Annotated in this window: 17 protein-coding genes; 10 read left to right on the top strand and 7 right to left on the bottom strand. The window is 65.6% G+C overall.

Annotation, left to right across the window (positions count from 1 at the left end):
* The first annotated feature begins 113 nt into the window (after window positions 1–113).
* The 4 genes from AC4OR5_RS10835 to gorA all read left to right on the top strand — a co-directional run bounded on the left by AC4OR5_RS10835 (window position 114) and on the right by gorA (window position 3,396).
* Entirely contained in the window at window positions 114–800 is a 687-nt protein-coding gene (locus tag AC4OR5_RS10835) for a glutathione S-transferase family protein (RefSeq protein WP_023126089.1), read from the top strand.
* Complete coding sequence (locus AC4OR5_RS10830) at window positions 797–1,105, top strand: hypothetical protein (protein WP_023108055.1); 309 nt, start codon at window positions 797–799, stop codon at window positions 1,103–1,105. Before AC4OR5_RS10835 ends, AC4OR5_RS10830 begins: the two co-directional genes overlap by 4 nt.
* A complete protein-coding gene (locus AC4OR5_RS10825) occupies window positions 1,102–1,950 on the top strand; it encodes a DODA-type extradiol aromatic ring-opening family dioxygenase (protein ID WP_058160388.1) in 849 nt (282 codons plus the stop codon). The genes AC4OR5_RS10830 and AC4OR5_RS10825 overlap by 4 nt, the downstream gene beginning before the upstream one ends.
* A 90-nt stretch (window positions 1,951–2,040) precedes the next feature.
* Window positions 2,041–3,396: a glutathione-disulfide reductase gene (gene gorA, locus AC4OR5_RS10820; RefSeq protein ID WP_023126088.1), complete on the top strand. Its 1,356-nt coding sequence runs from the start codon at window positions 2,041–2,043 to the stop codon at window positions 3,394–3,396.
* A 54-nt stretch (window positions 3,397–3,450) separates the two neighbouring features.
* Here the strand turns inward: gorA and AC4OR5_RS10815 are convergent, their stop codons facing one another.
* A complete protein-coding gene (locus AC4OR5_RS10815; RefSeq protein ID WP_003128792.1) occupies window positions 3,451–4,452 on the bottom strand; it encodes a bile acid:sodium symporter family protein in 1,002 nt (333 codons plus the stop codon).
* Window positions 4,453–4,604: 152 nt separating this feature from the next.
* Window positions 4,605–4,997: an ACT-like domain-containing protein gene (locus AC4OR5_RS10810; RefSeq protein WP_003088646.1), complete on the bottom strand. Its 393-nt coding sequence runs from the start codon at window positions 4,995–4,997 to the stop codon at window positions 4,605–4,607.
* Between the two features lie 132 nt (window positions 4,998–5,129).
* On the opposite strand from AC4OR5_RS10810, the gene AC4OR5_RS10805 reads away from it, so the two are divergent.
* Together AC4OR5_RS10805 and AC4OR5_RS10800 are read left to right on the top strand one after the other, a co-directional pair.
* Window positions 5,130–5,603, top strand: a complete 474-nt coding sequence (locus tag AC4OR5_RS10805) for an Lrp/AsnC family transcriptional regulator (RefSeq protein WP_003088649.1) — start codon at window positions 5,130–5,132, stop codon at window positions 5,601–5,603.
* 23 nt (window positions 5,604–5,626) lie between these two features.
* Window positions 5,627–5,926 (top strand): winged helix-turn-helix domain-containing protein, encoded by a 300-nt coding sequence (locus AC4OR5_RS10800; RefSeq protein ID WP_003088651.1) that lies wholly within the window; start codon window positions 5,627–5,629, stop codon window positions 5,924–5,926.
* Between the two features lie 74 nt (window positions 5,927–6,000).
* Here AC4OR5_RS10800 and AC4OR5_RS10795 read toward each other — a convergent pair whose 3' ends face one another.
* Together AC4OR5_RS10795 and AC4OR5_RS10790 are read right to left on the bottom strand one after the other, a co-directional pair.
* A complete protein-coding gene (locus tag AC4OR5_RS10795) occupies window positions 6,001–6,258 on the bottom strand; it encodes a hypothetical protein (RefSeq protein WP_023126086.1) in 258 nt (85 codons plus the stop codon).
* Window positions 6,255–6,509 (bottom strand): DUF1127 domain-containing protein, encoded by a 255-nt coding sequence (locus tag AC4OR5_RS10790; protein WP_003110679.1) that lies wholly within the window; start codon window positions 6,507–6,509, stop codon window positions 6,255–6,257. The genes AC4OR5_RS10795 and AC4OR5_RS10790 overlap by 4 nt, the downstream gene beginning before the upstream one ends.
* Window positions 6,510–6,688: 179 nt before the next feature.
* Between AC4OR5_RS10790 and AC4OR5_RS10785 the strand changes: the two genes are divergently transcribed.
* The 3 genes from AC4OR5_RS10785 to AC4OR5_RS10775 all read left to right on the top strand — a co-directional run bounded on the left by AC4OR5_RS10785 (window position 6,689) and on the right by AC4OR5_RS10775 (window position 9,830).
* Window positions 6,689–8,113 carry an aminotransferase-like domain-containing protein gene (locus tag AC4OR5_RS10785; protein ID WP_003088661.1) on the top strand — a complete coding sequence of 475 codons (1,425 nt, stop codon included), beginning with the start codon at window positions 6,689–6,691 and terminating at the stop codon, window positions 8,111–8,113.
* 134 nt (window positions 8,114–8,247) lie between these two features.
* Window positions 8,248–9,156 (top strand): siderophore-interacting protein, encoded by a 909-nt coding sequence (locus AC4OR5_RS10780; protein ID WP_073647077.1) that lies wholly within the window; start codon window positions 8,248–8,250, stop codon window positions 9,154–9,156.
* Window positions 9,156–9,830, top strand: a complete 675-nt coding sequence (locus AC4OR5_RS10775) for a class I SAM-dependent methyltransferase (RefSeq protein WP_058160389.1) — start codon at window positions 9,156–9,158, stop codon at window positions 9,828–9,830. The genes AC4OR5_RS10780 and AC4OR5_RS10775 overlap by 1 nt, the downstream gene beginning before the upstream one ends.
* Window positions 9,831–9,837: 7 nt before the next feature.
* On the opposite strand, the gene AC4OR5_RS10770 is transcribed toward AC4OR5_RS10775, so the two are convergent.
* Entirely contained in the window at window positions 9,838–11,496 is a 1,659-nt protein-coding gene (locus AC4OR5_RS10770; protein ID WP_058160390.1) for a thiamine pyrophosphate-binding protein, read from the bottom strand.
* A gap of 734 nt (window positions 11,497–12,230) precedes the next feature.
* On the opposite strand from AC4OR5_RS10770, the gene AC4OR5_RS10765 reads away from it, so the two are divergent.
* Window positions 12,231–12,752, top strand: coding sequence for a class I SAM-dependent methyltransferase (locus AC4OR5_RS10765; protein ID WP_058160469.1), 522 nt, complete (start codon window positions 12,231–12,233; stop codon window positions 12,750–12,752).
* Window positions 12,753–12,985: 233 nt separating this feature from the next.
* Here the strand turns inward: AC4OR5_RS10765 and AC4OR5_RS10760 are convergent, their stop codons facing one another.
* Both AC4OR5_RS10760 and AC4OR5_RS10755 read right to left on the bottom strand, forming a co-directional pair.
* Complete coding sequence (locus AC4OR5_RS10760) at window positions 12,986–13,300, bottom strand: AzlD domain-containing protein (RefSeq protein WP_003088669.1); 315 nt, start codon at window positions 13,298–13,300, stop codon at window positions 12,986–12,988.
* Window positions 13,285–13,995 carry an AzlC family ABC transporter permease gene (locus tag AC4OR5_RS10755; protein ID WP_009315631.1) on the bottom strand — a complete coding sequence of 237 codons (711 nt, stop codon included), beginning with the start codon at window positions 13,993–13,995 and terminating at the stop codon, window positions 13,285–13,287. Before AC4OR5_RS10755 ends, AC4OR5_RS10760 begins: the two co-directional genes overlap by 16 nt.
* Between the last annotated feature and the right edge of the window lie 15 nt (window positions 13,996–14,010).

Raw genomic sequence — 14,010 nt, 5'->3', positions numbered from 1 at the left:
TCTCCGAGGGAAGATGTCCTCAAAACCGAGGACAGATTTCCAGTGGGCTTGTTCCTATGATCGTTTCCGACGTTAGCACCCGCCCACTCTGGACGCCACCGAGGTAGAACAATATGGCCCAGCCCGACCTGACGCTCTTCTACAGTCCGAAAGCCTGCTCCCTGGCTTCCCATATCCTCCTGGAGGAGAGCGGACTGGCCTTTGCGCCGGTAGCGGTGAACATCCGCGCCGGCGACAACCGCAGCCCCGAATACCTGCGCCTGAACCCCAAGGGTACCGTACCGGCCCTGCGGGTAGGCCAGACGATCGTCACCGAGTCGCCGGCGATCCTCGCCTACATCGCCGACCTGGTTCCGCAACGGGGGCTGTTGCCGCCGGTCGGCACCTTGCAGCGAGCCGTCGCCCAGGAATGGCTGAACGCTGCCTCCGGCTCCCTGCATGGCGCCTACCGCGCGATCTTCCGCCCGCAGCACTACGCCGGGGACCAGGAGGACGCGGCTCGGGCAGTGCGCGCCAGGGGGCAGGCGCTGTTGCACGAAGCGCTGCTGAGGGTAGAGCGGAGCCTCGAAGGAAAGCCCTATGCGCTCGGCGAAGCGTTCAGCGCGGTGGATCCGTATCTCCTGGTGTTCTACCTGTGGAGCCAGGATGAGCGGGTGGACTCCGCGCTGCTCCCGAGCCTGCCTCGCTATCGGGCGCTGGCCGAGCGCCTGTGGCAGCGGCCCAGCGTGCATGCCGCGATTCGCCGGGAACGGGAGGTACGCCGTTACGACCTACCGGACTTCCTGGAGGTCGACGCATGAGCCTCTACTACCTGCAGAAAGCCATCTATCACGCCAATCGCGATCCCCAGGCGCTGCTCGACTACCAGCAGCGGCGGGATGACTTCATCGCCCGCTTCGACCTTTCGGACGAGGAGCGGCTCGCCCTGGCCGCTCCGGACGTGGGGCTGTTGTACGTGCTCGGTGTGAATGGCCAGTTGTTGATGCACTTCGCCGCCAGCAACGGCTACGACTGGCCGGCCTACATTCGTGCCATGGACCAGGGACTCGCGCGCTATGGCGCGGTTCGCGCAGGACTCTACGCCTGTCGGGGAGGTGCGTCATGAGTCTGGTTTTCGCCGCCTCCTGCGGACACGGGCCCGGCATCACCGCACGCCGGGAAATGGCCGACCCCGGGCATCGCGAACAGATGGAGGCCGCCTACGAGCGCCTGCGCCTGGCATTGGAGGCCGCCCGCCCGGACGTGCTGGTGATCGTCGCCGCCGAGCACTTCGCCAATTTCTTCATGGACAACATGCCGTCCTTCGCGCTCGGCATGGCCGATTACTACGAGGGCCCCATCGAGGACTCGGAGTGGCTGCGGATTCCCCGGCGCCGAGTGCCGGGACACAAGGACCTGTCGCGGCGCCTGATCGACGGCCTGATGCAGCACGTCGACATCAGCTACTGCGAGGAGTGGAAGTTCGACCACGGAATCATGGTGCCCCTGCACCTGCTGTGTCCGCACAATCGCCTGCCGGTGATCCCGGTCAACATCAATTGCCAGTGCCAGCCGATGGCGCCGTTGCACCGCGTCTACGCCTTCGGCCAGGCCTTGCGCCAGGTCTGCGAGTGGATGCCGGAGCGGGTGGCGGTGCTCTCCACCGGCGGCCTGTCGCACTGGCCCTGCACGCCCGACTCGGGCGCCATCAACGAAGCCTGGGACCGCGAGTTCCTCCGGCACTGGATGCGTAACGACCGTGAGCGCCTGCTGGCGTACACCGACGAGGAGATCTACCGCGACGCCGGACAGGGCGGCTACGAAATCCGTACCTATATCGCCATGGCCGGGTTGGCCGGCGGCGCCGGGGCGGAACTCTGGTGCTACCAGCCGATTCCCCAGTACGCCCATGCCGCGGTGGTGGGCCGGATCCGCCTGGAGGATGCGCGCCGCAAAGGCGACCCACGCTGAGCCGTTGCAGTCGGTTTCTGCGTCGATCCGGCGGGAGCCGTCGCTGGCGAATGGGTTATGCTGGAGCGCATCTGATCCAGGAGTAGGAACATGTCTTTCGATTTCGATCTGTTCGTCATCGGCGCCGGCTCCGGGGGCGTACGCGCCGCCCGCTTCGCCGCCGGCTTCGGTGCCCGTGTCGCGGTGGCGGAGAGTCGCTACCTGGGTGGCACCTGCGTCAACGTCGGCTGCGTGCCGAAGAAGCTGCTGGTCTATGGCGCGCATTTCAGCGAGGACTTCGAGCAGGCCCGGGCCTATGGCTGGAGCGCCGGCGAGGCGCAGTTCGACTGGGCGACCCTGATCGGCAACAAGAACCGCGAGATCCAGCGGCTCAACGGCATCTACCGCAACCTGCTGGTGAACAGCGGGGTGACTTTGCTCGAAGGTCACGCCCGTCTGCTCGATGCGCACAACGTCGAGGTGGACGGCCAGCGTTTCAGCGCCAAGCACATTCTCATCGCCACCGGTGGCTGGCCGCAGGTGCCGGACATTCCCGGCAAGGAACACGCGATCACCTCCAACGAAGCGTTCTTCCTCGAGCGCCTGCCGCGCCGCGTGCTGGTGGTCGGCGGCGGCTACATCGCCGTCGAGTTCGCCTCGATCTTCAACGGGCTCGGCGCCGAGACCACCTTGCTCTACCGTCGCGACCTGTTCCTGCGCGGCTTCGACCGCAGCGTCCGCGAACACCTGCGCGACGAATTGGGCAAGAAGGGCCTGGACCTGCAGTTCAACAGCGACATCGCCCGCATCGACAAACAGGCCGATGGCAGCCTGGCCGCGACCCTCAAGGACGGCCGGGTGCTGGAGGCGGACTGCGTGTTCTATGCCACCGGGCGGCGGCCGATGCTGGATGACCTTGGCCTGGAAAACACCGGAGTGAAGCTGACCGACAAGGGCTTCATCGCGGTCGACGAGCATTACCAGACCAGCGAGCCGTCGATCCTCGCCCTGGGCGACGTGATCGGTCGCGTCCAGTTGACCCCCGTGGCGCTGGCCGAGGGCATGGCGGTGGCGCGGCGGCTGTTCAAGCCGGAGGAGTACCGTCCGGTGGACTACAAGTTGATTCCCACCGCGGTGTTCAGCCTGCCCAACATCGGCACCGTCGGCCTGACCGAGGAGGAGGCGCTGAGCGCCGGGCACAAGGTGAAGATCTTCGAGAGCCGCTTCCGGCCGATGAAGCTGACCCTTACCGACGACCAGGAAAAGACCCTGATGAAGCTGGTCGTGGATGCCCACGACGACAGGGTGCTGGGCTGCCACATGGTCGGCGCCGAGGCCGGCGAGATCCTCCAGGGTATCGCGGTGGCGATGAAGGCCGGGGCGACCAAGCAGGCGTTCGACGAAACCATCGGCATCCACCCGACCGCGGCGGAAGAGTTCGTCACCCTGCGCACGCCGACGCGCTGAGCCGCGTCTGAACGAAGAAGCCGGCCCCTGGGCCGGCTTCTTTCATTTTCGTGCTCAGCGCGAGGGGGCCTCGGCCAGCGCCGCCGCTGCGTCATCGCGGCGCCTGGCGTAGCGTTGCGCGAGCACCGCGCAGACCATCAGCTGGATCTGGTGGAACAGCATCAGCGGCAACACCATCGGTCCCACCGCACTGGTGGCGAACAGCACCTTGGCCATGGGCACGCCGGTGGCCAGGCTCTTCTTCGAACCGCAGAAGACGATGGTGATCTCGTCTTCCTTGCTGAAGCCCAGGCGTCGCGCCAGCACCGTGGTCAGCACCAGGGCCAGGGCGAGGATCACGCAGCAGGCGACGGTCAGGCCGAGCAGCGCCAGCCAGGGTACTTCGTGCCACAGGCCCTGGATCACCGCGGCGCTGAAGGCGGTGTAGACCACCAGCAGGATCGAGCCCTGGTCGACATAGCGCAGCACCGGCTTGTTGCGCTCCACCCAGGCGCCGATCCAGCGCCGCAGGACCTGGCCGGCGATGAAGGGTACCAGCAGTTGCAGGGTGATCTTGCCGATGGCGTCCAGCGCGTTGCCGGTCTCGCCTTCGGCGCCGAGCAGCAGCTTGACCAGCAGCGGGGTAAGGAATACGCCGAGCAGGCTCGACACGGAAGCGCTGCATACCGCTGCCGGCACGTTGCCGCGAGCCAGCGAGGTGAAGGCGATGGAGGATTGCACCGTGGCCGGCAGGGCGCAGAGGAACAGGATGCCGAGGTACAGCTCCGGGGTGACCATCGGCGACAGCGCCGGTTTCAGCGCCAGGCCGAGCAGCGGGAACATCACGAAGGTGCAGGCGAATACCAGCAGGTGCAGGCGCCAGTGGGTCATGCCGGCGACGATCGCCTGGCGCGACAGCTTGGCGCCGTGGAGGAAGAACAGCAGGCCGATGCCGATGTTGGTCACCCATTCGAAGACCACGGCGGTCTGGCCGCTGCAGGGCAGGAAAGTGGCGAGAAGGACGGTGGCGATCAGCGCCAGGGTGAAGTTATCCGGAAGGAAACGCGGTCGGGACATGGGCACGCTCTGCAGGATCGGGGAACACACGGCAGTCTTCTGGCTGCCTGGCGAACCTGCACTGTAGCCATGGGCTGGGCGACCGGCTAACGCCAGAAGGCCAGCCGATGACGCTGAGTGGACAGGGCGGCCGCCGCGCCGCCCCGAGGGGCTCAGACGACGCTGGCCAGCAGCGGCTCGCTGACGCTGGGACGGACCTTGCCGGCATGGGGAGAGAACTCCAGGCGGACGGCGAGCACGGTGACCAGCGAGCGCAGTTTCTCCGCGATCACGCTGGCGCGGTGCTGGCTGAGGCCGGGGAAGGTCAGCAGCAGGCGGATCTTGTGGTCCTCGCGGTCGGCACGAACCCGCTCCGGGGTGAAGGACTGCACGGCGAACAGGTTGAGCACCCGGCACAGCAGGTCCGGGTCGGCCATGCCCTCGATATGGAAGATCGACAGGGTCTCGGTATCTGCGCAGGAGGTTTCCCAGACGTTCGGGCGGATCACCTGGCGTTCTTCGCCGTCAGGGTGTTTGGCCAGGAAAAGGGGGGCGAGGGTTGACATGTGACGCTCCAGGCAGTGTTTCGACGAGAGAAATTCTCCCAGAGACGTGCCGGATTTTTTCTCCTGTTTTTGCGTGATTTTGCGCTATCCGTGCATACTTGATCCCTATGTTTTTCTTTGTAGGGAATATTTATGTCCATTCCGCTGGATATGTACGATCAGCGTATTCTCGCTTTGCTGCAGGAGGAATCCTCGCTTTCCACCGCCGAGATCGCCGAGCGCATCGGACTTTCCCAATCGCCCTGCTGGCGGCGCATCCAACGCCTGAAGGAGGAGGGGGTGATCCGCAAGCAGGTGACCCTGCTCGACCGCAAGAAGATCGGCCTGAATACCCAGGTATTCGCCCAGATCAAGCTCAACGCCCATGGGCGCAAGAACCTCACCGACTTCGCCGAGGCGATGCACCAGTTTCCCGAGGTGCTGGAGTGCCACGTACTGATGGGCGCGGTGGACTTCATGCTGCGTATCGTCACCCGCGATATCGAATCCTACGAACGCTTTTTCTTCGAGAAGCTGTCGGCGGTGCCGGGCATCCAGGAAGTGAACTCCATCGTCGCCTTGTCGGAAATCAAATCCACCACTACCTTGCCCCTGCTCGCTCCCTGAGCCTTCCCGGAGAACGCCTGCCCATGACCATCAGCAAGACCAAGTCCAGCTTCTACCGCCGCCTCTACGTCGCCTACCTGATCGACAGCGGCATCGCCAGCGTGCCGGAGATCATGGCCGCCACCGGCATGCCCCGGCGTACCGCCCAGGACACCATCGCCGCGCTGGAGGAACTGGACATCGTCTGCGAGTTCGAGCAGCGGGAGGGCGCGCGCAACCACCAGGGCGGCTATGTCATCCGCGACTGGGGGGCGGTACGGCGGGAGTGGGTGGTCGAGCAGCATCGGCGAATCGCGGCGGCGCTGGAGTATCCGGCGCAATGAGCCACGCGCTGGCGGCCATATGCATATAAAAGAAGGAGGGGCTCAAACTGCCTCCCCTCCCGAGCATGCGTTCTTCAGATGCCGCGCTGTTCCAGGGTGGCCTGGCGGGCGCGCTGGGCCAGCTCCTCGGCGGGCTGGACGCTGCTGCCGGCGGTAGGCGGCGGTGACGGCATATGCGGCTTGAGGTAGGCCGCCAGGCTGACGCCGCAGTAGACCAGCAGGGCCATGGCGATCAGCGCCTTGTATGGGTCGAGGTCGGATCGGCGCTTGCAGACCATACAGATATGCCCTTCGCTGGCTGGGCGTTCGCCACAGTTGCGACAGCGGATCATGCCTTTCTCCCGCCGGACCTTCCCGCCTGCCAGAACGCCAGCGAGGCTTCCTCGCGGGCCTGCTCGGCGCTCAGGCCGATATCCTTCAGCTCCGCCGCCTCCAGGTCCAGCAGCGCGCGCCGGGTCAGCTGGCGTTGCCGGGCCAGGCGATAGCCGCGACGCAGGGCCTGCGCCAGGGTGTCCATCGCGGCGAGTGGGAAGGGGCCATCGAGGCGTTGGCGGCGCTCGGATTTCGCACTGAGTCGCGTCATGCTGCGTACTCCATATTGATCGGCTGGACGACGGAGATAGAATGGCCATCGCGCGCTGTTCCGTACAGGTCCAGAAAAGGTGGGTTGACTGCATACAGATCAAGCGCTCCCCGGCCTGAATGGTGGATTTCGCCACCATCTGTACCGGTCCCGCTTTCGATCACCCTGGAGTCCCGTTCATGACCCTTTATCTGCAACTCGCCGAGACCCTCGGTTCGCGCATCGAACAGGGCCTCTACCGTCCGGGCGACCGGTTGCCCTCGGTGCGGGCCATGAGCATCGAGCACGGTGTCAGCCTGAGCACCGTGCAACAGGCATACAGGCTGCTGGAAGATCGCGGGCTGGCCGAACCACGGCCGAAGTCCGGCTATTTCGTCCCGGCCGCGCGACAGATGCCGCCGCTGCCGGCGATCGCCCGCCTGGCCCAGCGGCCGGTGGAAATCTCGCAATGGGAGCAGGTGCTGGCCCTGGTCAGCACGGTGCCGCGACCGGACGTGGTCCAGCTCGGTCGCGGCATGCCGGACATCTCCAGCCCTTCGCTGAAACCGCTGACCCGCAGCCTGGCCCGGCTCAACCGCCACGCCGACGCCCGTGCGCTGGCCTACGACGGGATCCACGGCTCGCCGTTGCTGCGCGAGGAAGTCGCCCGCCTGTTGGTGGACTCCGGCTGTCGGGCCACCGCCAGCGACGTGGTGATCACCACCGGCTGCCACGAGGCCCTGTCGGTGAGCATCCGCGCGGTGTGCGAACCGGGCGACATCGTCGCGGTGGAGTCGCCGAGCTTCCATGGCGCCATGCAATCGCTGAAAGGCCTCGGCATGAAGGCCCTGGAGATCCCCACCGATCCGGTCAACGGCATCAGCCTGGAAGCCCTCGAACTGGCGCTGGAACAGTGGCCGATCAAGGCCATCCAGGTGACCCCGAACTGCAACAACCCGCTCGGCTACATCATGCCCGAGTCGCGCAAGCGGGCGCTGCTGGCCCTGGCCCAGCGCTACGACGTGGCGATCATCGAGGACGATGTCTACGGCGACCTGGCCTACACCTATCCGCGCCCGCGCACCATCAAGTCGTATGACGACGATGGCCGGGTGCTGCTCTGCGGGTCGTTCTCCAAGGTCCTGGCGCCGGGCCTGCGGATCGGCTGGATGGTACCCGGGCGCTACGCCGACCGCGTGCTGCACATGAAGTACATCAGTACCGGCGCCAGCGCCTTGCAACCGCAACTGGCGATCGCCGAATTCATCGGCAACGGCCACTACGAGCCGCACTTGCGGCGTATGCGCGCCCAGTACCAGCGCGGACGTGACCTGATGATCGACTGGGTGGCGCGCTATTTCCCGGAGGGCACCCGCGCCAGCCGGCCCCAGGGCGGTTTCCTGCTCTGGGTCGAACTGGACGAGGCGTTCGACACCCTGCGCCTGGACAAGGCCTTGCGCAACCGCGGCGTACAAGTCGCGGTGGGCTGCATCTTCTCCGCTTCCGGCAAGTACCGGAACTGCCTGCGGATGAACTACGCGGCGTTGCCGACCCCGGCCATCGAGCAGGCGGTCAGGCGAGTAGGGGAGAGCGCTTGCGAGCTGCTGGAGCCTTGCGAGGCCTGAGCGGCAGTCGTGCTTTCGACGCAGTCGACGATTGCACAAATAGCAAATGCTAATCATTCGCATTGTTTGCTAGAGTTGCCTGATGCATGCATCCGCCGGCGCCGCTGGGCGCCGGTCACCAGGAGACCATCGTCATGTCGCAACCCGCCTATCGTCTGTTCAATGTCGAACTCAAGCGCCGCGAGCAACTCAGCCCGGCGCTGACCCGCTTCGTCTTCGGCGGCCCGGAGGTCGCCGAGATGAAGACCCTGGCCGCCGACCAGCGGATCAAGATCTTCTTCCCCGATGCCAGCGGCCAGCCGCCCAACCTGCCCGGCGGCAGCGAGTGGTACCAGGCCTATCGCAGCGTCGAGCCGGCTCGCCGGCCGCCGATGCGTACCTACACCATCCGTGCGCTGCGCGCCGAGCAGGAGGAGGTCGACGTGGAGTTCGTCCTCCACGGCGAGAACGGCCCGGCCTCGGCCTGGGCGACCCACGCGCGGATCGGCGACCGCCTGCAACTGGCCGCGCCCAACCGGCAATACGGCGATGACCCCGGCGGCTACGAATGGAAGCCGCCGGCTGGCGTCCGCCATATCCTGCTGATCGCCGACGAAACCGCCTTGCCCGCGGTGGCGGGAATTCTCGAGGAGCTGGCCGGCGAAGCCGAGCCGCCGGTGGTCGAGGCCTTTCTCGAAGTGCCGGGAGAAGCCGACATCCTCGACCTGCCGGCGATTCCCGGTGCGCGCCTGCACTGGCTGCCGCGCCACCAGGCCGGCATCCATTCGCGCAACGGCGAGCGGATGATCGAGGCGGCGCGCCAGGCGCGGCTGCCGGAGCGCGAGGTGGCGGGTGGTGCGGCCCAGGAACTGGAGGACATCGATATCGACGAGGAGATCCTCTGGGAACTGGCGAGCCCCGAGAGCGGCAGTTTCTACGCCTGGGTCGCCGGCGAGTCGGCGGCGGTGATGGCGATCCGGCGCTACCTGGTGCAGGAGCGCGGTATCGACAAGCGTCATCTGACCCTGATGGGCTATTGGCGCCTGGGTAAGGTGTTCGACTGATGGGCCGCTTCGTCGGGAAACAGGCGGACGGCTACGAGACGCGGATCGACCGCCTGTTGCCGGGCTACGAGTTGCTGCACCTGCTCAGTCGCGCGCAGTTGCTGGCCCGTCTGCCGGAACGGGCGCGCCTGCTCAGCGTCGGCTGCGGCGCCGGCGGCGAGCTGGCGGAGCTGGCCGGGTTGCGTCCGGGCTGGCGCTTCGTCGCGGCGGACCTGTCGGCCGACATGCTCGCCCTGGCCCGCCAGCGCTGCGCCAGGCTCGGCCTGCTGGAGCGGATCGAGCTGCATTGCGGCGACGTCGCCGGGCTACCGCCAGCGCCGCCTTGCGATGCGGCGCTGGTCCTGCTGGTGCTGCATTTCCTGCGCGGCGACCAGGCCAAGCGGCGCTTCCTCGAGGCGGTCGCCGAGCGTCTGGCGCCAGCGGCACCGTTGCTGCTGGCCAACCTGATGGAAGCCCGGGACGCCTTCGAACGCCCGGTGCAGGCCGAGGCCTGCCGCTTGGCCGGGCTTTCCCCGGAGGACAGTGACGGCATGCTGCAACGCTTGCGCGAGGATTTCGATCCGCTGTCCGAGCAGCGCCTCGGCGAACTGCTGGAAGACACCGGCTTCGTCCTGCCCAGCCGCTATTTCCAGGCCGTGGGCTACCAGGCCTGGATCGCCTTCCGCGCCGGTTGAGGATGCCTCAGGCGAGGCGCGCCTGCGGCGTGATCTGGCGCGGGTCGGTCAGCAGCTCCAGCAGCGCCGGGCGTCCGCTTTCGCGGGCGCGGCGGAACGCGGCGGGGAAGTCGGCGCTGCACTCCACTCGTTCGGCGTGGGCGCCGAAGGCTCGCGCCAGGGCGACGAAGTCGGGGTTGGCCAGGCGGGTGGCGGATACCCGCCCGGGATATTCGCGTTCCTGATGCATGCGGATGGTGCCGAGCATGCCGTTGTTGACCACGATCACCACCGGCGTCGCGCCGAACTGCGCGGCGGTCGCCAGCTCCTGCGGATACATCATGAAACAGCCGTCGCCGGCGAAGCACACCACGCTGCGCTGCGGATCGCGCAGGCTGGCGGCGATCGCGGCGGGCAGGCCGTAGCCCATGGCGCCGTTGGTCGGCGCCAACTGCGTGCGGGCCTGGCGATAGCGGTAGAAACGATGCACCCAGACGGCATAGTTGCCGGCACCGTTGGCGATCACCGCGTCGTCCGGCAGGTTTTCGCTGAGGTACGCGACCACGGACGCCAGGTCGACGCCCTGGATGGCGGGGTCGCTCGCGGCCGGGGTCGAGTAGGCCAGGTAATCGGCATGGGCGGCTTCGCGCCAGTCCTGCCAGGTGCTCGAGGGCAACGGCGCGAGGTCGGCCAGGGCCTCGGCGAAGGCACACGGGGTGGCCTGGATCGGCAGTCGCGCCAGGTAGACGCGGTTCAGTTCCGCGCTGTCCGGATGCACGTGGACCAGCGTCTGCGCGGGGGTCGGACTACGCACCAGGCTGTAGCCGGCGCTCGGCGTTTCGCCCAGGCGCGCCCCGACCACCAGCAGCAGGTCGGCCTGGCGCAGCCGCTCCAATAGCGCCGGCGCCGCGCCGAAGCCCAGTTGCCCGGCGTAGTGCGGGTCGCGGTTGTCGAACAGGTCCTGGCGACGGAACGAGGTGGCCACCGGCAGGCCATTGGCCTCGACGAAGGCGCCTAGCCGTTTCCTGGCGGCGCCGTCCCAGCCGCTGCCGCCAAGTACCAGCAGGGGGCGCCTGGCGTTCGCCAGCAGTTCGCGCAGTTCCGCCATCGCCGTGGCGCCCGGCCGCCCCGGAAGCACCCTTGGCACCGGCGCATCGGCGACCTGCGCGGAACCGAAGAGGATTTCCTCGGGCAGGGCGACCACGACCGGGCCCGGTCGGCCCGAGGTGGCGACGCTGAAGGCGCGGCCGACGATCTCCGGGATGCGTTCGATACGGTCGATTTCCACGGCCCACTTGGCCAGTCCCGAGAACATCTGCACGTAGTCGACTTCCTGGAACGCCTCGCGGCCCTTGAAGGCGCTTTCCACCTGGCCGACGAACAGGATCATCGGCGTCGAGTCCTGCTGTGCCGTGTGCACGCCATTCGCCGCATGGGTGGCACCGGGGCCGCGGGTGACGAAGCAGATGCCTGGTCGGCCGGTCAGCTTGCCGTAGGCATCGGCCATGTTCGAGGCGGCACCCTCATGGCGGGTGACGATGGTGCGGATGTCGTCGGCGTCGTGCAGCGCGTCGAGCACCGGCAGGTAGCTTTCCCCGGGGATGCAGTAGACGGTATCGACGGCATTGCGCCGCAACGCCTCCACCAGGATCTGCCCGCCGTTGCGCTGGGGAAGGGAGTCGGACATGAGGGCCTCGCTGCGCACGTTGTGGTTGCCCCGATCTTCGGCCCAAAGCGCGTCAGCGCCAAGCGACCTTTCTTCGCGAGTTCATTCCCGTGGAGCATGAACCCTCGTTCTTCGTTCCGGGGGAGGCCCCTTTCAGCGCTTCATCTGGAAGGGAAGGGGCCTGGAGCGTCATCGCAACGGATCTCCTCTAGGCGGATCGGAGAGCGCGGTTTTCCGCTCGTTTCTCCATCTTCTCCTCAATTATGTCTATGTAACTATTTCCTCTAGCAAAAAGGATTGTTCTTACATTATTTATAAATTTTCTTTGTTAGTTTTTCCTCGCTCCGTGCTGTCTGGCTGCTTCCTGAAGGGAAGGTTGTTGCTGGGGCGCTGAGATAGAGGGCGAGTTGTTGTTTGGTTGTCGGCAAGTTTCGGCTTTTATCTTTCAGTCCGATGGGGCAAGGGTATCAATGAGCAGGGAGGTTTTTAGGGTGAAGTTTTTATCCGGTTTCTGGGAACGCCGTCGTTCGAATGGCACTCCTCTAGCATGCGACGAAGAACTTGGCAGTGAAGCAGGCGAATTCTCGTCGTTGTCCCGTAGGGTTGAAACTGCTCCTGACATACGTAGCGTTGCGTCCGCAGATCCGGAGCAGTGGATGCATTCCCAGGAGTACGAGCTTTCTTTCTGGAAGGATAAATGGCCCTATCGCCATCTGTCTGTCGAGGAACTACAAGAGGCCCGGCATAAGGATGCAATGTGGTTTCTTGGGAAGATGGGGTTCACGTACGGCTCCTCGCATTATCGCTACGAAGGTTTTGAAGGTAAGGTTTTGGAAGTAGGTAGTGGGCCGATCGGCTTTTTCGAGAAGGTCGAAGGCGTGACAGTGACTGCCCAGGACTCATTGATGGGGCTGTATGCAGAGAATCTTCCATTCTCGATTCTCGGGGAAAGAGGTTCTTCTTGTTATGTAAGGGATGGTGTTGCCGATATAGAGAGTGCGTTCGATTTCGTCGTTTGCTCAAATGTGCTTGACCATACGGCCGACTGGATCCAGTTCCTGATTGACTGTGTGGGCAGGTTGAGGACGGGCGGTGAGCTACTGTTGGTGACTGACTCTCGCGGAGTTCCAGCAATCGGGCATACACAGATATTCAGCCATGATCAACTGGTTCGTGTCTTGGAGTTGTTGGGGGCAAAGCAGTTCAAGGTGAAAGCCGTCGAGCGGGAGGATGGCGTTCACTGTGACTATCGTCATTATTTTCGGGTGATTTTCTAAAGTGCTCCCCCGTTAATTGCTTTGCCTGGGCGGGCGCCAGGTTTACGCGTGTTTATCCAGGCTAGATAGAAGGGAGCTGGTTGCTATCAGGTACTGCATCGATAGTAGCCTGGCTGTCAGCTGGATAGCGGCTGCTCCGGAGCATCTGGTGGGCCATACAGCCGCCCGCCGCGAGTTTGCATGAACCCTGCAAGGCCGCCTGCCGAGGTCATGCCGTCAGCGACTGACATCGATCAAATCAGCCACCACTTGAACAGGAAGAAGAACGCCATGCCCAGCAGCATGCTTGCCAGGGTATTGCGGGTATAGAGCACCAGCGCCACGGTGACTGCGCCGCTGACCAGGTAGGGATTGTCGTAGCCGAGGTCGATGCGGCCCTCTGGCATGAACACGATCGGGCCGCAGATCGCGGTGAGCATGCCGGGCACGGCGAAACCGAGGAACTGCCGCAGGTTGCTGCCGAGGCGGATCGGCAGGCGTGGTTCGAGGAACAGGTAGCGGTTGAGGAAGACGATCGCGCCCATCCCGAAGATCACTGCCCAGACCATGGCGCCTCCCGATACAGCTTGTTGCAGACGAAACCGGCGGCCATCCCGGCGAGGCCGGCGAGGACCAGTGCCGAACTCCATTGCCAGTGGCTGAACAGCACCGAGCAGAACAGCGAGGTGGCCACGCAGACCAGCGTCGGTACGTTGCGCACCAGTGGCGCGACCAGCGCGATGAAGGTGGCGGCGATGGAGAAATCCAGGCCCAGGTGTTCGAGACCGGGAATGCTGCGGCCAAGCAGGATGCCGGCGAGGGTGAACAGGTTCCAGGCGATATAGAAGGTCAGGCCGACGCCGAGGGCGTACCAGCGGTTGAAGTTGCGCCGGTCGTGCTGGCTGGCGAGGGCGAAGAACTCGTCGGTGAGCAGGAAGCCCAGGCCGATCCGCCAGCGTCCCGGCAGAGGCGACAGGACCGGCCGCAAGCTCATGCCGTAGAGCAGGTGCTGCGAGGTCAGGAGGAGGGTGGTGAAGATGATCGAAAAGAACCCGGCACCGCCCTTGAGCATGCCGATCGCCACCAACTGGGCGGCGCCGGCGAAGACGATGGCGGACAGGCCCTGGCCCTCGGCCGGGGTCAGGTTGGCTTCGATGGCCATCGATCCCGCCAGCAGCCCCCAGGGCGCGACGGCCAGGGACAATGGGAGGATGGCGACGGCGCCGCGGAGAAAGGCTTGGCGGGGCAGGTCGTGGGCAGTCATGGGGGCATGGCGGTG

It is taken from the genome of Pseudomonas sp. YA1, from assembly GCF_058680555.1.
This window is presented reverse-complemented; position numbering and strand designations above follow the sequence as displayed.